The organism is Micromonospora sp. 15K316, from assembly GCF_004348525.1.
GTDB lineage: Bacteria > Actinomycetota > Actinomycetes > Mycobacteriales > Micromonosporaceae > Micromonospora.
In genome coordinates this window covers 55,268-76,341 of sequence record NZ_SMKG01000009.1, presented here as the reverse complement: position 1 = coordinate 76,341, position 21,074 = coordinate 55,268, and the positions used below count along the sequence as shown (strand labels likewise).

Genomic DNA, 21,074 nt, shown 5'->3' with positions numbered 1-21,074 from the left:
CATGGCGAGGCTCCCGGTCGGGGCTTCGAGTCTTGGTCGACAGCTGTCCTACCTGGAGCCTCGCACCCATCGATCACCGGGCCTGCCACACCGGCCCTGAGCCGCAAGATCAGCTTGGAAAAGGCTCCATAGATCACGCTGCTCGGCGATCTCCAGATCGATCAGGTCGTACTGGTGATGCTGGAAGAAGTAGACGCTGGACTCAGCAGGTTCGCCGACGCCTCGAACCGCTTGGCCTGTCATGCCGCGCCAGCTGGCCCCGGGGAGGGGTAGCCAGTCGATGTCAAGGAAGATCTGGCTGCTCCCGTAGTCCCGGGTCACCTCACTGAAAGGAAAACGGAAGCTCCAGGTCAAGGCCGGTGGCAACCCAATCCTCGGGTTGTCGAACAGCAGCCCGCCCCACGTTCCCCCTTCGATCGGACGAAGCTCCCGGACGTCCAGCGCATCCTCGTCGTCAGCCTCCCTCATCACGCCGGGAGTCTTTCACAAGGTGTTGCAACCCAAGGGCCTTGATCATGTCAAGCGTCTGGTGGGACGCGATCGTCAAGTATGTCCCGTGACGGGACACAGTCGGGACTCCGGATCGTGTGAGACCTCTCTGTACGAGCAAGGCGACCCTTGACGGGCCGCACGCGCCGCCGCCTGAGCGCGCGTCCGACGCTCCGTTGTCGCTCCACACCGGCCACGCAGAACGCCGCTATTCGCGCAACTCGTCGGCGGCTGATTATTTTCCGGGACGAAGAGGAGGTAGCACGGGCCGTCCCGCTGTCGCATGATCCAGAAGTGGACGACGCGATCCAGGTGCTACGACACGAGTTCAACGCCGAGGAAGGGAGCTTCTTGCTCAGGCTCCGAGGGGACCTGATCTGGGATCGCGGTGCGTTCAGTCGGTTGGAACGGGCGATGCGGATGGTCTGTAAGGCGTATCAAAAGCGAGAGCAGTTGGAACGGTGGCTCGCCGAGGGGTTCTACGAGATGGCGACGTACGTGCCAGGCTGGACCGGTCACCCGAGCTTCCCACGTCCTGACGCCGAGTACTACGAGGCATGCATTGAGCGGATCGGCGACCTGGCCGACTGGTTCTTTCGGGGCTGGCACGCGTACGAGGAGCGCCATGTCTGGGCTGACCTCTGAATCCGGCGAGAAGGTCGACACGTGCCCGTTCCGTGCCCGATGCAGCACTGGAGAAGGACCGCACTTCGACGGAGGCAACTCGCACGCTCCGTGTTGCTCGACCAGCCGGCACAGCTACCCAACGTGTACATCAATCCGGTTTCCAAGCTGACAGTAGGCTCCGACAGCGACTCATAGCCTGTCGCCGGCCTTGATGAGGTGCGCATGTCAGAGCCGTTCGGTGCTTTAGAGCCGCGCGAGGCCAGCCCCGGTCGACGACCGGTCCTGGCTGGCATTGGTCTGGCTGTCCTGGGGCACCTGCTGGCTCTCGCCGCCGTCGTGGGCGCTGCACGATCAGCGGGAGGCGGTCGGGGCGGCGATGTCGACCTGGAGGCCGGCGGTCGCTTCGGCGTCGCCTACGCAGTGTTGTGCACGTACCTCGGCATGCAGACACTCCTGTTGGCCGGCGTGGTCATCGCGTCCGCGTACGGTGGCCAATGGTTGAAGGTAGGGCTGATAGCAGGCTGGGGTTGCGGCTTGGTGTTGACCGTCGGCCCCGTTGTCGCCGGGTTCGTGCTCGGCGCGTAGCTGTCGTCAGCAACGGCGACAGCAACGAACCCGGATGCCCACAGTCAGCGCATCCGTAGCCGGATGGTCCTTGAGGTCATGGACGCGAACGGACGCGGCTGGACGACGCGCCTTGAACTGACAAGCGAGAGGTCGGAGGCTGCCGCGTTACGTCGCTGACGTGTTGTAGCGATCGAGGGTTGCCTTGGACGTGGAGGCGTCCTGGAAGACGAGCTCCCATGGGCCTGTGTTCACGTCCATGTCCTTGCCGAACCCGACCCACTTGCCAGCCATTCGTCGGCCCGTCGGTTCGGCCAGAAGTTGGATCGCGCCGTGATAGCGGGCACCACGGTAGTAGCCGGCTGGGTCGGTCTGCTCCACCCAGGTGCCGGTGACGACGGCACCGTCAAGGGTCAGGTCCAGTGAGAGAGATGATGCCGCCGATCCGGGCAGGCTGCGTGCGGTGAGTCTGTCGCCGTGCTGGAGCATCACGACGAAGTGTTGCCCGGCGAAGGAGTCGTCCCGGCCGCTGGAGTAGTACTGGTAGCGGCTGAGCCAGACGCCTTCATATGACCGGTGGACCGTGGCGGGCTTTGACGTCGGCGTCGGCGTGGCCAGGCTGGACGGGGGAGTTGTCAGGTCGTGGCCACCATGTTCGTCATCGGCGACCTGCTCGCCGGGCACCGCGGCGAAGCCTAGCAGCGAGATGGGTAGGCCGGTGACGACCTCCAGCGCGCGGGCGTAGACGGGACGCGGCGCAGCGATCGCGCCGGATTCCCATCGTTGGACGAGTCTCTTGTTGGCGTCGTTGGGTTCGCCGACGCGGTGGCCGGCGGCCTGGAGCGCGCGAGCGAAGTCGTCCTGGCTCATGCGCATTCCGGTGCGGACGGCGCGCAGGGCGGTGTTGGGGGCGGCCATGACCGTCACGATAGCGCTATGTCGTCCAAATGTCGTCGGCGATGTGGTCGGGTTGTCGCATCTTGTGCCGTCGCAGTCGGCGACATCCCGACGTCAGTATGACGATGCGACGGCCGAGTGTGCCGCCGTGCTCCTGCTGACGGAGGTGGGGATGCCGGGTAAAGGCGACGAGCCGGCGGTGAGCCGGGGCGAGCAGATCCAGGCGGCCGAGCGAGACGCGGCCAAGCGGCGGCTTCTCGCCGAAGCCGAGGCGGATCGGATACCGGTGGAGGAGACCACTCGGGCGATGCCGGATCGGCGGTGGCGTCGTGGGCGGTGTTGAGTTGTTGCCGGTTGGGCGGCGGGTGGCGTACTGGCGGGGTCGTCGGAAGCTGTCGCAGCAGGTTTTCGCCGACCGGCTCGGCAAGTCGAAGAGCTGGGTCGACAAGGTCGAACGCGGCGTCCGGTCGCTGGACAAGCTGTCCACGCTCCAGGAGATCGCCCGCGTGTTGCGTATCGACGCCGCCGTTCTGGTCGGCCGGGATGCCGAGCCGGTCGAGGCGACCGACCGCGTGGAGGGCGTCGACCGGATCAAAGCGGCACTGTCCCGGTACGAGATCCCGCTGGGCAAGCCGGCCGGTCGCCGGCCGGTGTTGCCCGTGGACCGGGTGCTGCGGGATGTGGGGTACGCATGGACGACGTTCCAGTACGCCCGCTATCCACAGGTGATCGATTTGCTGCCGGACCTGCTCACCAACGCACAACGCAGCCACGCTCAAGCCCTGGTGACGGGTCGGGTGCCGCTGGTGGAGGCGTACCGGATCATCGCCGCTCTGTTGGTCAAGCTCGGGCACTGCGAGCTGGCGTGGCTGGCCACCGATCGCGCGATGCTCGCCGCCACGGGTGACCGCGGTCTGGTTGCCGCCGCAGCCGTACAGCTCGGTCAGGTGTTGCGCGCGTCGGGACGGGCCCGGGAGGCGAAGGTGCTCACCCTTACCGCCGCGTACCGGATCGCCTCCCCCGTGGTCGAGCACGCCACACCAGCGGAGTTGTCGCTGTGCGGGACCCTGCTCATCCAGGCTGCCCTGGCAGCGGCACAGGACGGGGACGAGGCCACCACCACCGAGCTGCTCGACGAGGCTGCCGGCATTGCCGAGCGGGTCGGTGACGGGCACGACCATCACCGCACCGAGTTCGGACCCACCGCCGTCGACCTGGCCCGGACCGCCGCAGCCGTCGAAACCGGCGACGCCAGTGAAGCGATCGCCTGGCACGAGAAGGCCACCAGGCGGACCGGCTGGCGAGGGCTCTCCGCAGAGCACCGCGCCGCGCACCTGCTCGACGTTGCACGTGCCTACCTGCACGCCGGTGATGCGGTCAACGCCGCCCGAGCGCTGACCCAGGTCGAGTGCACCGCGCCGGCCGAGATCACGCACCGACCCGTTGCCCAGGACGTACTCGCCGAGGTTGCCCGTGATCCGCGCGCTCCGACCACGATCATGCGGCTTGCCGTCACCCTGGGGGTCGGCTGACCGGTGACGGCGCCATTTCTGTCCCTGGCCCAGATCCGCAACCGGCTGACCCTTGCCGCCCGAACGGCCCTCCGTCAGCAGCGAGCCGGACCCGGCAGCCGTTGCCACATCCCGGGCTGCCCCGTGGTCACCACCGACCGCAACGTCTTATCCGAGACCGGCGAAGTACAACAGCGACGTACCGCAACGCAGCCGATCACCCGACCGGGATGACCCCGAGCAGGCCGGATGAGCTCGAACGACACGCTGCGGCGGGTTCGGCGAGCGGCAGAACTCAGCCTCGCCGGGCCGGGAAGTGGCACGTTGACCGATAGCCGGTCGGGTGCAATGCCGCGCGCGCGTGCAGGTCATGGCTCGCGCACTCTGGGCCGAGGGTGGCGCACCGCGAGTGGTCGCGACAGCTGCACGCCGGTCGAACCGGTGACGGGCAAGTACTTGCGCCCGAGCAGCGTAAAGCGAGATCATCACGCATGCTCGACCCCTCGCCCGAGGACGACGGGACTTCACCGACAGTTCATTCGCCGGATTTCGTGGGTCGTGAGCGCGAGCTGGCGGCGCTCACGGGAGCCTTGGCCCGGCCACCGGCGATCGTGCTGGTGGAGGGCGAGGCGGGGATCGGGAAGAGCCGGCTGCTGCGAGAGTGGTTGGCCGCGCCGCATCAGTGCACCGCCTTGGTCTCGGTGTGCCCACCGCTTCGCGAGTCGCTGACGTTGGGACCGATCGTCGACGCGTTCCGGGGGATCGACCGGCCGGTGTCCCGATTGCGGCTCACCGAGCTCGCGGGTGCGTTACGGCCCCTGTTCCCGGAGTGGTCGTCGGACCTGCCGCCCGCGTTGCCGCCCCTGGACGATGCGAAGGCGGCACGGCATCGGCTGTTCCGCGCCCTGGACGAGCTGCTCCGGGCTCTGCGGGTCGACGTTCTGGTGCTGGAGGACGCGCACTGGGCCGACGAGGTGACCTTGGAGTTCCTGCTCTTCGTCACCTCCCGCCAGCAGTCGGGCGGGCCGAGTCTCGTGATCTCCTACCGGCCGGAGGAGGTGGACGCCGGATCGCTGTTGCTGCGGCTGACGTCCCGGCTGCCTGCTGGCGTGACCCAGCTGAGGATCGCCCTGGCGCCCATGCGACCCGACGACACGGCGGCGCTGGTCTCCTCGATGCTGGACGGCAACCCGATATCGCAGGAGTTCACGACGTTCATGCACGAGCGGACCGGCGGCGTTCCGCTGGCGCTGGAGGAGTCGGTTCGCCTCATGTGCGACCGTGCCGACCTCGTCTTCCGCGACGGGCAGTGGGTCCGGCTGAAGCTGCGCGAGCTACAGGTGCCGCCGACGGTGCGTGACTCCACCCGGGAGCGTGTGGGCCGTCTGTCACCGACGGCGCAGCAGGTGTTGCGCGCCGCGGCGACGTTGGCGGAGCGGTCGTCGGTGGCCACCATCGCGATGACCGCCGCGCTGCCACCGGATGCGTGTCGGGGCGCTGTCGCGGAGGCGGCCACTGCCGGCATCCTCGACGGGAACGACCGCGGCCAGTGGCGGTTCCGGCACGTGCTGGCCGCCACGGCCGTCTACGAGGCGATCCCGTTGACCGACCGCAGAAACTTCCACCTGCTGGCCGGCCGGGCCTTGGAGGACATCCAGCCGCCGCCTGTCGCACGCCTGGCCCGGCACTTCCGCGAGGCGGGCGAGACGCAGTCCTGGGCGCGGTACGCCGAGCAGGGCGCCGAGCTGGCGATGGCCTCGGGTGACCACACCAAGGCCGTCGACCTGCTGGTCGATTTGTTGTCGTGGTCCGAGCTGCCGCCGGCGGATCGGGCCCGAGTCGCGCGCATCGCCGGAGTGGCCGCACTGGGCCGTCGCGAACCGGTCGACGAGGTCTACCACCGGGTGATCCGTACCCTGCGCGCGGTGCTGGAGACCCCTGGACTCTCCGCCCGCCAGCAGGCCGAGATCCGTAACCCCCTGGGTCGGCTCCTGATCACCGGAGGTGAGGCGCAGGCCGCGCTCGGCGAGCTGGAGCAGGCGGTGGCCAACCTCGACCACGACCCGGTCGAGGCGGCTCGGGCGATGACCTACCTCGGTTGGGCCTATGCGGGACCGTGGCCGGCGTCGACCCATCGGCGTTGGCTGGATCGCGCCGCCGAGCTCGCCGCCGAGTTCGATTCCCCCGCGGAGCGGCTGAACCTGGCCGGCAACCGGGCCGCCGCGCTGCTCATGCTCGGCGAAGAGGAGGCCTGGGACGTCGTCGCCGACCTGCCCGTCGACGGCGCGACCTCGGCGGAGCGTCTCGACGTGGCCCGCATCCACGCGAATGTCGGGACCGGCGCACTGATCTGGGGCCGGTACGCCGACGCGGAGGAACACCTCGCGGTGGCCATGCGCCTCGCCGAGGCCGAGCAGGCGTCCCGGTTGCAGCACAACGTCCGACTCGAACAGGCCAACCTGGCGTGGCTCACCGGCCGGTGGGAGGGCCTCGCGGAGCGGAGCGCGGCACTCGCCGACGCCGACCGCGACCGCCCGGCGCACTACCTCGGCAGCATCCGGCTCGCGGCCCGGCTGGCCGCCGCGGCCGGACGGCGGCGCGCCGCGGAGGAGCAGTTCCGGCTGGTCCTCGAGGAGTCCGCCCGCCTCGGCGCGGCCGACGACACGATGGAGGCCGCCGCCGCGCTGGCCCGGCTGTGGCTGACGGACGGGGACAGCGGCCGGGCGCTACAGATCACGAACGAGCCGATCGACACCGTACGGAGGAAAGGCATCTGGGTCTGGGCGACTGACCTCGTCCCCGCCCGGATCGAGGCGCACCTCGCCGCGGGTGACCTCCAAGCCGCGGCACGCCTGAGCGACCAGTTCGCCAGAGGGCTGCGTGGCCGTACGGCGCCCGGGCCTCGCGCGGCGCTCACCGTGTGCCGGGCCCTGCTGGTCGCCGCCGCCGGAGACCACGCCCGCGCGGCGACCGCCTACGATCGGGCGGCGCGCGCCTGGAGCGTGTTGCCGCGCCCCTACGAGGCGATGCTCGCCCGCGAGCGTCAAGCCGAGGCGCTCATCGCGCAAGGCCAGGTCGAACAGGGTCGAGAGCTGCTGGCCGCCCAGTACGAGCAACTGTTCAGGCTCGGAGCCCGCGGCGACGCGGACCGTGTCGCACAGCGGCTTCGCGAACACGGCGCCGAGGTTCCGCGACTGTGGCGCGGCGGCCGACGGGGGTACGGCGACCAGCTCTCCCCTCGGGAGCTCGACGTGGTCCAACTGGTTGTCGCCGGCAAGACGAACCGGGAGATCAGCCGGATCCTGGCCAAGTCGCCGGCCACGGTGGATCAACAGCTGCGTGCGGCGATGCGCAAGCTGAAGGTGACCTCCCGGACCGCGCTCGCGGTCAAGGCGGTGGAGGCCGGAGTGTTCGCAGAAGAGGACTCCCACGACGGCCCGTCATGAATATTGACGTATCCGCTGGATAGCGAAGGTCACTCGTTCCCGCCGAGCATGGCTCCATGATCCGTAGTCCTGGGGCAGTGCATGCCTGAGCGATCTGCCGCGCGTGACGACACCGCCGTCGAGCACGCGCCACCACTCGATCTGCCGCGCGAGCCGAGCGTCAGCGCGCGCGACGCCGCCGACGCCCGCGACGCCGACGGTGCCGACGACCACGAGAGCCACGACCCCTACCAACCCCTGTAGGCCGAAGGACCCCACATGAGACTCAAAGCCCTCGCGGCAACGCTTGCCGCAGCGGTCGGCCTGAGCATGATCCAGCCACCACCGGCGTCCGCCGCCGAGCCGGATCCCGGCGCGGCCGCCGACAAGATCGCGTCGAACCTGAAAGATCGGTTCCGCACGCAGCCGGCCGCCGACTTCTGGATCACGTTCGACACCAAGGCCGATCTCGCCCCCGCCAAGAAGATCGCCGACTGGACCGCCCGCGGTCAGTTCGTCTACGACACGCTGAAAGCGGCGGCGAAGAGCTCCGCGGCGTCCGTCTCCGCCGAGCTCGACGCGGCGGGCGTGAAGTACACGTCCTACCCGCTCGTCAACGCCGTGCTCGTCAAGGGCGGCACGCAGAAGCTCGCGCTCGACGTCGCCTCGGTCGGCCAGGTCGCCGAGATCCACGCGGCGCCGCAGGTCGCGCTGGTCGAGCCGGTGGAGGAGAAGACACCGGCCGACCAGGCTGCCCGCCCCGCCGCACCGAAGGCCAAGGCAGGCGCAGAAACCGTCACGTGGGGCCTGGACGCGATCCACGCCCCCGAGGCATGGGCGATGGGCGCCACCGGCGCGGGCATCACCGTGTCCAACCTCGACTCGGGCGTACAGTTCGACCACCCCGCGCTGATGCACCAGTACCGCGGCACGAAGCCCGACGGCACCGTAGACCACAACTACAACTGGATGGCCACCCGGGGCACGTGCACGGGCGCGCCGTGCGACGACAACGGACACGGCACGCACACCATGGGCACCATGGTCGGCGACGACGGCACCGAGCACGTCGGCGTCGCCCCGGACGCGCAGTGGATCGCGACGAACGGCTGCTGCGACAGCAGCGGCGTCGAGTCGCTGCTCAAGTCCGGCTGGTGGCTGCTCGCCCCGACGGACGTCAACGGGAACAACCCTGACCCGTCCAAGCGCCCCCACGTCATCAACAACTCGTGGGGTCAGACCGTCGAGCACGCCTTCGACGACTTCTTCCAGGCCATCGACGAGGCCTGGAGCGCCGCGGGCATCTTCAGCGTCTGGTCGTCGGGCAACACCACGCCGTACGCGGCCTGCGACACCGTCTCCTCGCCCGGCTCCGCCGAGAGCGCCTACTCCGTCGGCGCCTACTCGTCGGACGGCACGCTCGCGTCGTTCTCCCGTAAGGGCGAGGGCGAGGGTGGCCGGATCAAGCCGGAGATCTCCGCTCCGGGCGTCGCCGTCCGCTCGTCGTACCCGAACAACAGCTACACCGAGATGGCCGGCACGTCGATGGCGGCTCCCCACGTCGCCGGCGCCGTCGCCGACCTGTGGAGCTACGACCCGACCCTCATCGGGCAGGTCGAACAGACCCGCCGCCTGCTCGCCGACTCGGCCGTCGACGTCGACGACACCGAGTGCGGCGGCACCGCCGACTTCAACAACAAGTACGGCGAAGGCCGGCTCGACCTGGTCCGCCTGCTCGAACTCGCGCCCCGGGAGGGCGGCACCCTGACCGGTGTCGTCACCGCCGACGGCGCCCCGGTCCCCGCCGCCGAGGTGACGATCAGCGGACCGTTCAGCCGGTCGATCGGAACCGACAAGGACGGCCGGTTCACCACGAACCTCCCGGTCGGCGACTACCAGCTCAGCACCAAGGTCTTCGGCTACCTGACCGCGACCGCCGACGTCACGATCACCCTCGGCCAGGACACCTCCGTCAAGCTGCCGCTCACGGCCGCCGCGAGGCATGACATCAGCGGCCGGGTCGTCGACGACAAGAAGCGGCCCGTCCCGAACGCCGACGTCTCCGTCAAGGACACGCCGCTGAAGCCGGTACGCACGGACGCCAACGGCGCGTTCACGATCAGTGCGGTCCCCGAGGGCGGGTACACGCTGAACGTCAAGCCCAACGCCTGCTTCTCGCCCACGACCATCCCGCTGACCGTCGGCGCGCAGAACCAGCCGGCCGAGATCCCGGTCGGGCTCGTCGTCGACAAGGGCGGCTACAGCTGCGCCGTCTCCGAAGGCGAGTACCTGCGCGGCACCGACCCGGTCGAGTTCACCAGCGGCGTGTGGGCGACGGTGAAGCTGCCGTTCCCGATCGCGCTCTACAACGGCAGCCACGACACCCTCGGTGTCAGCCTGCGCGGTGTGGTCACCCCGGACGAGGGCACCGGACCCGGCAGCGGCGGTGCGGGCGTCTTCCCGTTCTACGCCCAGACCCCCGTCGAGTTCGCCCCCGGCGGGGGAGTCTTCACGGCAGCCACCAAGGTCAACGGCGAGGACGCCTTCGTCGTCGAATTCCGCAACGCCAAGCTCTGGGCCTACCCGACCCGGTCGGAGTACACGGAGCCGGTCAACTACTCGGCCACGCTCACCCGCTCGGGCACCGTGATCTTCGGGTACGGCGACGGCATCGGGACCGACGACCCGGTGACCGCCGGCGCGCACGGCATCACCGGCATCCAGGGCTGGGCCGGCGTGGACGGCATCCGGTTCTCCGACAGCGCCCCGGTGCTGCGCGACGGGATGATCGTCACCTACGACATGCCTGACTTCGGGTACCTCGACGCGACGGTCGTCGACAAGAACGACGGTCTGCCGGTGGCCGGTGCCAAGGTCTCCTTCTCGAACAAGGACGGGCTCGTCGAGGCGGTCACGACCAACGGGACCGGCATCGTGCACCGCCAGCTTCCGGTCGGCGACTACACCATGACGGTCGACGCGCCGAACTACACGACCGCGGCGTACCCCTTCTCCCTCGACAAGCTCTACGCGAACGCCAAGATCGACGCGCGTCTGGTCACGGGCGTCGCCGGGCTGAAGGCCGACGGGCTCGACGCGCTGCTGGGCACCGACCAGAACGGTGTGGGTTCGCTGACGCTGACCAACACCGGTTCCGCCCCGCTCACGTACGACCTGGGCGAGGCCGCGCGTCACCCCGAGCTCGACGCCACCGGCGCCACCGCGCGCACCGGGACGGGTGCGGCCAGCACGATCGACCTCACCACGTGGAAGGCCGGCGCGAGCGGCATGAAGCCGTCGAACGTCGACGGCAAGGCGGCGACGGCGAAGGCCGCGGAGGCACAGGCGGCCGGCAAGGTCGGCCCGACCTCCGGCGGAGACGTCATCACCCGGATCGCCATCCCGGGCACGATCCAGGAGAAGGAGCCCTCCGGCGTCGGGTACGACGGCGACGTCTGGGTCCACGACTACAACAAGCGGACCAACACCGCCTACACGGTGACGGGCAAGCCGACCGGGAAGGTCTTCGACGCCTCGTGGAACCCCGCGTACCGGGCGTTCGACATGGCGTTCGACACCAAGACCGGCGACATGTGCCAGATGGAGGACAGCCCGGCCAGCTACATCCACTGCTTCGACCGGAAGACCGGCAAGGAGACCCGGCAGATCAAGGGTGACTGGTCGACGCTGCAGCTGACCGGACTCGCCTACAACCCGACCGAGGACGTGTTCTACGTCGGCGGCCGGGCGAACGGCATGATCGGCACCGTCGCCGGTACATCGCACGACAACGCCGGTGCGCTGCTCTCCTTCTGCGCCCCGCCGCTGCCCGAGGTGATGGGCCTGGCCTACAACCAGGCGTCCGACACCATCTGGTACACCGACCTCACCTCGAACAGGCCCACCCGCCTGCTGCAGGTCGACCCCGACGACTGCTCCCTGGTGAACGCGTGGTGGTTCCCGGGCCAGAAGGCGGGCCAGGGCGGCGGCCTCGAGACCGACTCGACCGGCGCGCTGTGGGCGGCGGACCAGGTCGCCGACGACGTCGTCCTGGTCGACGTCGAGGACGACCTGCTCACCGACCTGCCGTGGCTGTCGCTCTCCTCGACCGGCGGCACTCTCGCCCCGGGCCAGTCGACGACCGTCAAGGTCTCGATCTCCTCGAAGGACGCCAAGCCCGGAGTCCTCGGCGCGAACATCGTGGTGAGGTCCGACTCCGGACGCCAGTCCAAGACCTACGTCCCGGTGACGCTCACGACCACGAAGTACCAGGTCGGCGTCAACGCCGGCGGCTCCAAGTTCACCGACGGCTCCGGCTACACCTGGTCCGGCGACCAGGCCTCCCGCAACGGGGCGTGGGGCTACGAGGGGAAGACGAAGGTCAACTCCACGAAGACCGGGATCGGGCGCACGACGGACGACGCCCTGTTCCAGTCGCAGCGCACCACGTCGGACAAGCAGCTGTTCTACCGCTTCCCCGACGCGCCCAAGGGCACCTACGCGATCGATCTCGGGTTCGCCGAGATCGAGAAGGTGGCCAAGGGCAAGCGGGTGTTCGACGTCGTCGTCGACGGTTCGCTGACGGAGTACGCGTACGACGCGGCCGCGGCCGTGGGGCCGAACGCCGCCGACTGGCGCACCGCCGTGGTGAAGCACGAGGGCGGTCCGCTGACCGTCGAGCTGCGGGGTTCGAAGGGCCTGAAGCCGCCGACCATCGCCGCGCTGCGGGTCACGCTCGACCCGCGCGCGGACAAGGCGGAGCCGGAGCCCCAGCCCGAGCAGCCGGAGCCGGGTCCCGTGCCGGTGGCCCCCGCCGGTCGCTCGTACTCGATGAAGGTGACCGACGGGCTCTACCGCCAGGGCGCGCAGGAGTCCGGGTGGCACGGCGATGACGTCTGCGGTGTGCTGTGGTTCGACTCCAGCTTCCTGTTCCCGTTCTACGACACGGCCTGGGACGGCGTGTGCGTGACGACGAACGGCCAGCTGATCTTCGACCAGGCCAGCGCCGTGGGCGGCAACACGGAGCTGCCGTCGCCGTTCGCGTTCGACGCGATCTATCCGCTCTGGGACGACCTGGTCGTCGACGACGAGGCGGGCATCTACTTCGGCAGGACCGAGGTGGACGGCCTGGCCGCTGAGGTCATCGAGTGGCGCAACGCCACCTTCTACAACGACCAGACGGCTCGGGTGAGCTTCTCGGTCACCCTGATCGCCGACGGCCGGATCCAGATCGGGTACGGCGACGGCGTCGGCGGCGACAACCCCCTCACCCGGGGGTCGTCGGCGACGGTCGGCGTGGAGAGCCTGACGCGCAACCCCGCGAGTCAGTACTCCTTCGACCAGCCTGTCCTGAAGGCCGGCCTGGGGCTGGAGTACACCCTCCCGGCCGCGGGCACGATCGAGGGCACGGTCACCGACGCGAACGACGGCAAGCCGATCGAGGGCGCGATCGTCACGCTCAAGGGGCCGGGCGGTGAGCGGGTCATCACGGCCGACGCGAAGGGCCGGTGGAAGGCCCAGGCGCTGGTCGGCGAGAACACCGTGGAGGTGTCGGTGCCGAACTACGTCACCGCCAGCCACCCGGTGACCATCGCGAAGAAGGATCAGGCCGAGGTGGTCGACACGGCGTTGACCACGGGCATCGCCAGCGTCACCGGAGGCGACCTCGACTGGCTCGTCGGCCCGGACCAGAAGGCGACGGCCGAGGTGACGGTGACCAACACCGGCTCCGCCCCGCTCGACGTACGGATCAGCGAGCAGAAGCGCACCGACGACGGTGGGCACGAGGCCGGCGACCTTCCGTGGCTGACCCTCACGGGCGCGGCCGCAACCGGCACGGTGAAGCTCGCGGCCGGCGAGTCCACCAGGGTCACGGCGACGGCCGACAACGCCGGCGTCCAGCCCGGCGTGCTCGTCGGGGACGTGCTCGTGGCGTCGAACGCCGGCAAGGGCGAGACCCAGCTCAAGCCGGTCCGCCTGGCGACCTCCGCCTACTGGAGGGGCGTCGACGTGGGCGGCTCCGGGTACGTCGGCGCCGACGGCTTCGTCTGGTCGCCCGACCAGCAGCTCGGCTCGCGGCCGTGGGGCTACGTCGGCGGCAAGGCGCGCGCCACCAAGGCCGACATCGCCGGCACCACGGACGACGCGCTGTTCCGTACCCAGCGGACCGGCGAGACGTTCAGCTACGTGTTCAAGAACGCGCCCGCCGGGACGTACCGGATCGGCCTCGACTTCGCGGAGATCGAGAAGGTGAAGGTCGGCAAGCGCGCCTTCGATGTTCTGGCCGACGGCAAGGTCGTGCTCTACGACCACGACGTGCAGGCGAAGGTGGGTGCGCTGACCGCGGACATGAACACGGTCACCGTCGAGCACGCCGGTGGCGATCTGAAGATCGAGCTTCGCCGGGAGAAGGGCGAGAGCGACCCGATCCTCAACGCCCTGAAGGTCCAGGAGGACCCGCGCCTGTGAGATAGCCCAACCGTTCCACAAGTAGTGGTCAGAGCCTCCTCGGAGAGAATTACCGGGGAGGCTCTGACCGTGTCCACGCTCCGCAGGACAGGCAGCCGCTGCTACCCGGAGCTACCACTCAGCCGGCGATGGAGGATTCGGCCGTCCGTCAGTGGCGTGTGCTCTACCCACTGGCAGCCCTGCGAGGTCGCGTCGCCTTCCCACGCGCCGAACCACGGGGCGGTGCGGTCGGCCGTGCTCGCGTTCACACCCCGGTGTCGAAAGTGATCGGCTGCCTGAGGATGGTGCGCTGCTCGTCGGGTGCGACCCTGCGGAAGTCGCTGAGGTAGATCTCGTGGTGAGTTCCGGCCGGGCGAAGCCCGTTGTCGGGGATGAACCCGTGATGCAGTCGTGCGAGGACGCCGGCCTCGTCGTCGAAGGAACCGACGTGCAGCGTCTGCACGCACCGCCCCTCGGACAGCGTACGGAGGCGGACATCGTCCAGACGCGCCGGCCGACGCTTGGCGCCGGTTTGCTCGACGGCGGTGGCGAACATGGTCTGGTCGATCCAGTCGGGGACCATGAGCAGCAGCGTCCAGTCCCACCGCGACTTGTCCCGTGCCACCGTGAAGGCGGCCATGTCCTCGGCCCACCACAGGCCCTCCAATGGCGGGACGACATAATCGCGCCCGAGGTCCCGCTTGCTGGCGAACTTCAGCTTGTACGCCACCGGGTAGAGCGCCTCGACCGCCGCCGTGAAGGCGGGCGAGGTGTTCGGGTCGCCGTGGCCGTCGATCATGAGGTATTGCATGTCGGGTACGTCGACGATCCGGAACCGGCCTCGTGTCGCCTGGTAGGCGTCGAGGATCTTCTTGAAGTCGACCTTGCCGTCAGTCTTCCTGGTCACCGGGCACCTGGATTCGGGCGGCGAGCCACTGCCGTTCGGCCTTCATGAGGCGGACCCCGGCGGGCGTCACGTGGAACCTTTTGCGGTGCTCTCGCCCCGTACGGTCCGGATCCGGAGGTGCGCGCGCTCTCCCTGAAGGCCCAGGAGGCTGAGGATCTCGACCGGGTTCTCGTCGGCGTTGCCGAACCAGTGCGGGAGGTGGGTATCGAATTCGGCCGCTTCACCGGGACCCATGACCAGGTCCTTGTCTCCCAGGACGAGGCGCAGGCGACCGTCGAGGACGTAGAGCCACTCGTAGCCCTCGTGGCTGGACTGCTCGGGTTCGGGTGAGCGCATCCTGGGCGAGATGATCAGTTTGTAGGCCTGCAGGCTTCCTGCCCGTCGGGTCAGGGGCAGCATGGTCATGCCGTTGCGGGTGACCGGTTTGAGGTGCAGGCGGGGGTCGCCGGTCTGCGGCGCCCCGATGATCTCGCTGATGTCCACGCGCAGCTCGCGTGCCAGGGGGAGCAGGAGTTCGAGGGTGGGGCGGCGCTGGCCCGCTTCCAGGCGGGAGAGCGTGCTCAGGGAGATCCCGGTGGCCTGCGCGAGGTGGGTCAGCGACAGGTTGCGCTGCGTACGGAGCCCCTTCAGGCGGGGGCCGACGGACGCCATCGTCGATGCAGTCTCGTCATCCATGCCCCAATCTTGCCACCGCAGCAAGGATCTTTGCCCGTACGCCTGAACGGCCCGACTGTGTCAGCAGGCGCCCCGACCAGGGGTGACGCAGGGGGAGGTGCGATGACGAGGCCGCGGAGTTCATCCGGCCGCTCGATGACGAACGGCCGGTCGAGCGACGCGAGCACCGAAGGCAGCCAGTCGAGCCGCTCCGCCCGCAGTTCGACGCGGAGCCAGCCCTCGGCCTCGGGGTCCGCGTCCGCCGGGGGTGGGGACTCCTCCACGGTGGCGACGCTGGCGGGAAGCCGGGCGCGGGCCTGCTCCACCGTCGCCTGGATCCGCAGGGTCACTTCATGGCGGTACGGGGCCGTGGCGAGCGCCGAGAGGACGCGCTGCGCCGGATCGGGTCCGGTGGCCGGCTCGAACGAACCGGGCAGGGGCCTCGCGTCGGTGATGCGATCGAGCCGGAACGTCCGGTCCTCGCCGATCCCGGGGGTCCACACCCGTGACGTACCACCGGCCCGAGTGGGCGACGAGCCCGTACGGGTGCAGCGTCCGTTGACTGCGGCGGCCGTCGGCGGCCACGATCACGACGCCTTGTCGGCGGCAGACCCCGGCGATCGGCCGGGCCGCCGATTCGATCACGAATCGAGAAGCGGCCGGGTGTCGCCGAACCTAGTCTTCCTCGTGACGGCCGGCATCTCGCCGAACCCCGAGCGTCGAAAGGCAGCCCGACATGCCCGAGAAGAACACCACGATCCAGTCCGACGGCTTCAGCGCCGAGGAGCGTGCCGCGATGAAGGCGCGCGCCGCCGAGTTGCGCGCTGAGGGCAAGAAGGGAGCCAAGAAGGCCGACGGGCTGCAGGCCGTCCTCGACAGCATCGCGAAGATGGCGCCGGAGGATCGTGCCCTCGCCGAGCGCGTACACGTGACGATCACCGCCACCGCTCCCGAGCTGTCGCCGAAGACCTGGTACGGGATGCCCGCCTACACGAACGCGGACGACAAGATCATCGTCGCCTTCAAGAACTCGGGCAAGTTCAACTCCCGCTACTCGACCCTGGAGTTCCAGGACGCGGCCAACCTTGACGACGAGGACATGTGGCCGGTGTCGTACGCGCTCCAGAAGTGGAGCCCCGCCGTGGAGCAGAAGGTCATCCAGCTGGTGAAGGTCGCGGTCTCCTGATCGATGCGGTAATCGCCCCGCGTGGCGGTCCGGTTCCGGTCCGGCATCCCGACCGGGCCGTCACGTCGCCGGGCGTGCGACGAGCGATCGCCCGGCCGCCGATCGCGCGCCGCAATCGCTCGAAGCCAGGTCGGCCGGGCAGGCCGCGGCAGACCAGCACGATTCCCACGTTGTGGATCAGCGCTGCCGCGGCGCACGGCGAGCACCGCCTCCGCCGGCCGGTCCTGCCTCCCCGGGATCCCCTCCTGGTGGGACCGGACAGGATGGCAGAACACTCCTGGACCCGCCACGGGGCGATCGTGGAAATTTCCTGGCACCGATGCCCCTCCACGATCCGCTGCCGGGCGTGTGAGTAGAGCAGGAGGTGCTGTGTGGATGCCGACCGGCAGTCGTTCGAGGCGTACGTGCGGGCTCGCGGTCCGGGTCTTTCTCGGCAGGCCTATCTGCTCACCGGCAACCATCACCTCGCCGAGGACCTGGTCCAGCAGACGCTGCTGCGGGTCGCCGGCCGGTGGAGGCGGGTGGTGGCCGGCGGTGACCCGGACCCGTATGTGCGCCGAGTCCTCTACCACCAGCACGTCTCCTGGTGGCGGCGGCGGGCCCGGCAGGTACCGGAGGCTCCGCTGGAGGGGACCGACCGGCCGGTGCCGGACGAGGCGGACTCGATCGCCGTGACACTCGCGGTCCAGGCGGCGCTGGCCCGGCTCGCTCCCCGGCAGCGCGCCGCGATCGTGCTGCGGTACTTCGCCGACCTCAGCGAGGCGCAGATCGCCGCCACCCTCGGCTGCCGGGCGGGGACGGTGAAGAGCCAACTGCGGGACGGGCTGGCTCGGCTGAAAGTGCTCGCCCCGGAGCTGGCGGAACTGCTGGAGGTGCGGTCATGAGCGATCAGGCGCTGAGAGAAGTCCTGCATCGGTTGGCTGAGGAGTCCCGCCCCGCACGGGTCTCACCCGACACCTGGCAACGCGGTCGGCGGCGTCGCCGGCGCCAGGTGGGCGCAGCGCTGGTGGCGATCGTAGGGGTGCTGGTCGGCGTGCCGCTGCTGCCGCCCGCGCTGCCGGGCGCCGGGCCCTCGCCGGCCGGCGCGGAGCGTCCGGTGGTGCCGTCGCGGGTCTACCCACCGCTCACCGGAGAGGCGACGGCCGTCGAGGACCCGCCGGGCCCGGCAGCCCTGGTGGTGGCCGGCGACCAGGAGCTGCGCGGCAGCGACATCTGGGGCTGGGAGGGGCGGAGCCTGGTGGTCGGGCGCGACGGCAGCTACCGGCTGGCCCGTACGGTCGGGGAGACCGCCGCGGGGACGGAGGATCTGCTCCTGTCGCCCGGCGGCCGCCGGTTGGCCGCACAACCCTGGCTGGAGGGCAGCCACTGGCCCGACGATCCGGTCGGGCAGACGGCGATCCTCGACCTGACCACCGGCCAGGTGCGGCAGTACGCCGGTGGCATGCCGGTGACCTGGGCCCCGGACGGCCGGTCATTGCTCGTCATGGCACAGACCCTCGACGGGCGGCTGGGGCGCCTGAGCCTGCTCGACCCCGCCACCGCGGCGCTGCGCCAGCTCCCCCAGATCAGCGGGACGTATCGTCCCGGCAACCTCGCCGCCTTCTCGGCGGACGGCTCCCGCCTCGCCGTGGCGACGTCCGACGCGCTGCATATCGTCGACCTGGCCGCCGGGACGACCCGTACCCTCATAGCCCTCACCCCGCGCGACCGGCTCGCCGGGCCTGGCGCGTGGCTGCCCGACGGCGACCGGATCGCCGTGTGGTCGATGGGCGACTGCGAGGACGGCGGCGGCTGCGACGAGCAACGCCTCGCCCGGCGTCCGATCCGGATCGGCTACCTGGACGCACGCACCGGCGCGCCGGCCACCGGCCCGACGCTGCCCCCCGCGCAGGGCTTGGCAGCCCGGCTGCTCGGTTGGCAGCGCGACGGCGACGCGGTCGTCGCCGAATACCAGCCGGAAAAGCGGCTGACCAAGCGACCGGACGACCAGCTCTGGTCCGAGACCGGCTGGACGCAGGTGGGTGCGGTCGAGCTGCGGGAGTTCCGGCCGGACGGTTCCCGACCGGAGCTGGTGGAGCTACCGTCCGGCGCGCTCTTCGTGGACGTGCCGGCCGACCTGCTGGACAGCTTCGGGGGGCCGTCGCCGTCGTGGCCTGAAGGCGCCGTCAGGCGGCTGCTCGCCCTCTGGTGGCCCCTCGGACAGTTCCTGGTGGCGCTGGTCGGACTGGTGACGCTGGTGGCAGGCTGGCGAATGATCGCCCGGCGACGGCGCGCCCGGCTCGATGCGAATCCGGCCGTGTCGGGTCTCGGGACGTCCGTGACACCTCGGTCTCCGGGCGCGGGTGACGGGTCCGGCTAGATGACGGGCGGCAGGGTAGGCGTCGTGGACGAACCGCAGGGCGACGGGCCGGACCGGCTCCGGTCGGAGGTCGAGCAAGTGCAGGATCCGAGGTGGATGTCGCTGTCCCGGCAGGTGCGCGAGCGGATCGACGAAAACCTTCGCCGAGGCTGGGTGATACAGGCCGCGGTGCTGTTGCGCTCACACGAGGGCCTTGATCCTCGGCCGGGCCTGCACGAAGCCCAGGACATGCTCGTCGAGCGCTCGGCACGGCTGCGCGCGGAAGGCTTGGCCGAGCCCGAAAAGCCTCAGGTCGAGGTTGACCACGCCGCGCCCGAGCATCGCGGCTGATACCTCCGCACCGTCCTCGCCGAGCAGACGAACGGAGCTGCTTCAGGTGCTCGCGCGGCATCCATCGGTGATGCCCGTGTCGAACCGGTCACCGGTCGCAGGCCCGGCACGGGACGCGGGTGCGCAGGTGGTAGTCGCCCGACGCCGCGAGCAGGCCGAGCCCCAGGAGGCAGTACGCCGACATCGCCACCCAGAGGAACGTGTCGGAGAACTGGCTGACCGATCCCGAACTCAACTGCACGATCCCCATGCCGAAGTAGGCGACGATGCCCGCCCCGAGCCCGAAGCCGGGCACCAGCAACAGCAGTCGAGGGATCCGGCGACCGGCGAGCAGCGGCACCCAGCCCGGCCAGATCTCGCCCCAGCGGTGTACGAGGGCGAGCGGCAGCAGCACTCCGGCCAGCAGCAGGCCGATCTCCAGCCCGATCAGGGAGGCGTTCTGGGTGAGGCCGTCGAAGCCCACCACGAACTGGGCCGCGAAGCGGGTGACGAGGCCGACCACCGCGGCGTACGCGGCCCAGCGCGCCCATCGGGCAGGTGCTGACCGCCGTAGCCCCGGTCTGCCCGTACGGCAGCAGTCCGGGCAGTCCCCTCGGGTGCGCCGCTGGTAACCGGCGGTGGCCAGCCCGAGCAGGGCCGCTCCGGTGACACAACCGAGTCGGCTGGCGAGCGCCACCGGGTCGAAGTACGGGCCGACCGTGAACAGCAGGAACCCGACCAGCTCCGGCAGCAGGATTCCGGCGGCCGCGACCAGCGCCCCGGTTACCGTCCAGGCGACGCCGGCAAGCACCGGCCGCCAGGTCGCCGCCCGGTCCAGCGCGACCGCCAGAACCCCTGCTGCCACGCACAACGCCACCGACCGCCAGCCGGTGAAGCCCAGCAGGTCCGAGACGAACGGCCCGAACTCCGGGGCCTCGCCGATCGTCCACGCCAGACGTACGCCCCCGTATGCCACGGCCCAGCCGAGCACTGCGTACGTCAGGCCGCTACCGGTCCCGCGAGCGATCGATGCCGATGTCGTCATGCACCCGATCCTTCCCGCGCACCGGCGCGGACGGCCCCCGCCGACGGGGGAAGGTGCTCCCTCACGAGAGGGACCTACCGTGGCATTCCCGGGCGAGCGCCGGCCCTGCCGGCGAGCCGTCGCGATTCCGCCCGCGCCGGGGTGTGGTGCTCAGGCCGGTTCAGTCGGCTTCGACCTGCTCCGCGGTCGGGTCGAGGATTGCCCGTAGGAGCGCCGGTGGCAGGCGCTTGCCGGCGTCGAGGATTTCCAGGCCGTGGGGTAGAGGACGTAGCCCGCTTCCTGTTCCTCGATCGCGGCGACAGGAACGACGCCGAGCACGTAGTCCGGCCGGGGTAGGAATCCGAAGTCGGCGGGAGGATCGAACCTCTCGACGGAGGTAATCAGGACCTCCGTCGGTGGGAGGCCGACCAAGCAAGGGTCACCGGGTTGGAGTTGGGCGGAATCGGGTTCCCGCCGCCAGGGCGTGTTGTGCCAGCCGTGAGCGCCCGGGTCACGCGGAAAGCCCACAGTGCCGTCCCACGAGTTGGCCGACTCGGGGTCGGTTTCCCACCACGGCCACTCGATGAGAGGCGGCCGACTTCTACTACGGCAAGTGAGGCTCGGGCGCGGTGGCAGACACCCCGTTCACGGCACTGGTTCTGACGGCAGTCCGGG

General features: G+C 70.1%; 17 protein-coding genes and 1 pseudogene. 11 read left to right on the top strand and 7 right to left on the bottom strand.

The window, feature by feature from the left end; all coding sequences use genetic code 11:
- Positions 1-48: 48 nt before the first annotated feature.
- On the bottom strand, positions 49-471 hold the full coding sequence (locus E1211_RS32330; RefSeq protein WP_207915230.1) for a hypothetical protein: 423 nt from the start codon (positions 469-471) through the stop codon (positions 49-51).
- A gap of 312 nt (positions 472-783) precedes the next feature.
- Between E1211_RS32330 and E1211_RS04450 the strand changes: the two genes are divergently transcribed.
- Both E1211_RS04450 and E1211_RS04445 read left to right on the top strand, forming a co-directional pair.
- On the top strand, positions 784-1,134 hold the full coding sequence (locus tag E1211_RS04450; protein WP_132345644.1) for a hypothetical protein: 351 nt from the start codon (positions 784-786) through the stop codon (positions 1,132-1,134).
- Positions 1,135-1,338: 204 nt separating this feature from the next.
- Entirely contained in the window at positions 1,339-1,701 is a 363-nt protein-coding gene (locus E1211_RS04445; protein ID WP_132345642.1) for a hypothetical protein, read from the top strand.
- 147 nt (positions 1,702-1,848) lie between these two features.
- On the opposite strand, the gene E1211_RS04440 is transcribed toward E1211_RS04445, so the two are convergent.
- Positions 1,849-2,598, bottom strand: coding sequence for a DNA-binding transcriptional regulator (locus E1211_RS04440; protein WP_132345640.1), 750 nt, complete (start codon positions 2,596-2,598; stop codon positions 1,849-1,851).
- Here E1211_RS04440 and E1211_RS04435 point away from each other — a divergent pair.
- From E1211_RS04435 to E1211_RS04420, 5 genes are all read left to right on the top strand, one after another.
- Complete coding sequence (locus E1211_RS04435) at positions 2,597-2,920, top strand: hypothetical protein (RefSeq protein WP_132345638.1); 324 nt, start codon at positions 2,597-2,599, stop codon at positions 2,918-2,920. The genes E1211_RS04440 and E1211_RS04435 overlap by 2 nt on opposite strands.
- Positions 2,907-4,109 carry a helix-turn-helix domain-containing protein gene (locus tag E1211_RS04430; RefSeq protein ID WP_243709337.1) on the top strand — a complete coding sequence of 401 codons (1,203 nt, stop codon included), beginning with the start codon at positions 2,907-2,909 and terminating at the stop codon, positions 4,107-4,109. Before E1211_RS04435 ends, E1211_RS04430 begins: the two co-directional genes overlap by 14 nt.
- A 530-nt stretch (positions 4,110-4,639) precedes the next feature.
- Positions 4,640-7,534 (top strand): AAA family ATPase, encoded by a 2,895-nt coding sequence (locus E1211_RS04425; protein WP_243709336.1) that lies wholly within the window; start codon positions 4,640-4,642, stop codon positions 7,532-7,534.
- A gap of 81 nt (positions 7,535-7,615) precedes the next feature.
- On the top strand, positions 7,616-7,777 hold the full coding sequence (locus E1211_RS32325) for a hypothetical protein (RefSeq protein ID WP_165947165.1): 162 nt from the start codon (positions 7,616-7,618) through the stop codon (positions 7,775-7,777).
- Positions 7,778-7,792: 15 nt separating this feature from the next.
- Positions 7,793-13,981, top strand: a complete 6,189-nt coding sequence (locus E1211_RS04420; protein ID WP_132345634.1) for a S8 family serine peptidase — start codon at positions 7,793-7,795, stop codon at positions 13,979-13,981.
- 244 nt (positions 13,982-14,225) lie between these two features.
- Here E1211_RS04420 and E1211_RS04415 read toward each other — a convergent pair whose 3' ends face one another.
- The 4 genes and pseudogenes from E1211_RS04415 to E1211_RS33675 all read right to left on the bottom strand — a co-directional run.
- The gene (locus E1211_RS04415; protein ID WP_132345632.1) at positions 14,226-14,867 is read right to left on the bottom strand and encodes a GyrI-like domain-containing protein; all 642 of its coding nucleotides are present in this window, start codon (positions 14,865-14,867) and stop codon (positions 14,226-14,228) included.
- A 66-nt stretch (positions 14,868-14,933) separates the two neighbouring features.
- Positions 14,934-15,542, bottom strand: coding sequence for a helix-turn-helix domain-containing protein (locus tag E1211_RS04410; RefSeq protein WP_132345630.1), 609 nt, complete (start codon positions 15,540-15,542; stop codon positions 14,934-14,936).
- On the bottom strand, positions 15,494-16,024 hold the full coding sequence (locus tag E1211_RS04405; protein ID WP_256371306.1) for a WYL domain-containing protein: 531 nt from the start codon (positions 16,022-16,024) through the stop codon (positions 15,494-15,496). The genes E1211_RS04410 and E1211_RS04405 overlap by 49 nt, the downstream gene beginning before the upstream one ends.
- Positions 16,025-16,049: 25 nt before the next feature.
- Positions 16,050-16,106 (bottom strand): annotated as a pseudogene (locus E1211_RS33675) (hypothetical protein); the annotation flags it as partial.
- 151 nt (positions 16,107-16,257) lie between these two features.
- On the opposite strand from E1211_RS33675, the gene E1211_RS04400 reads away from it, so the two are divergent.
- From E1211_RS04400 to E1211_RS04385, 4 genes are all read left to right on the top strand, one after another.
- The gene (locus tag E1211_RS04400) at positions 16,258-16,707 is read left to right on the top strand and encodes an iron chaperone (RefSeq protein ID WP_132345628.1); all 450 of its coding nucleotides are present in this window, start codon (positions 16,258-16,260) and stop codon (positions 16,705-16,707) included.
- Between the two features lie 371 nt (positions 16,708-17,078).
- Positions 17,079-17,591, top strand: a complete 513-nt coding sequence (locus E1211_RS04395) for a SigE family RNA polymerase sigma factor (RefSeq protein ID WP_132345626.1) — start codon at positions 17,079-17,081, stop codon at positions 17,589-17,591.
- The gene (locus E1211_RS04390; RefSeq protein ID WP_132345624.1) at positions 17,588-19,066 is read left to right on the top strand and encodes a hypothetical protein; all 1,479 of its coding nucleotides are present in this window, start codon (positions 17,588-17,590) and stop codon (positions 19,064-19,066) included. The genes E1211_RS04395 and E1211_RS04390 overlap by 4 nt, the downstream gene beginning before the upstream one ends.
- A 24-nt stretch (positions 19,067-19,090) precedes the next feature.
- On the top strand, positions 19,091-19,396 hold the full coding sequence (locus E1211_RS04385) for a hypothetical protein (protein WP_132345622.1): 306 nt from the start codon (positions 19,091-19,093) through the stop codon (positions 19,394-19,396).
- An 88-nt stretch (positions 19,397-19,484) separates the two neighbouring features.
- On the opposite strand, the gene E1211_RS04380 is transcribed toward E1211_RS04385, so the two are convergent.
- Complete coding sequence (locus E1211_RS04380; RefSeq protein ID WP_132345620.1) at positions 19,485-20,420, bottom strand: hypothetical protein; 936 nt, start codon at positions 20,418-20,420, stop codon at positions 19,485-19,487.
- Positions 20,421-21,074: the final 654 nt, after the last annotated feature.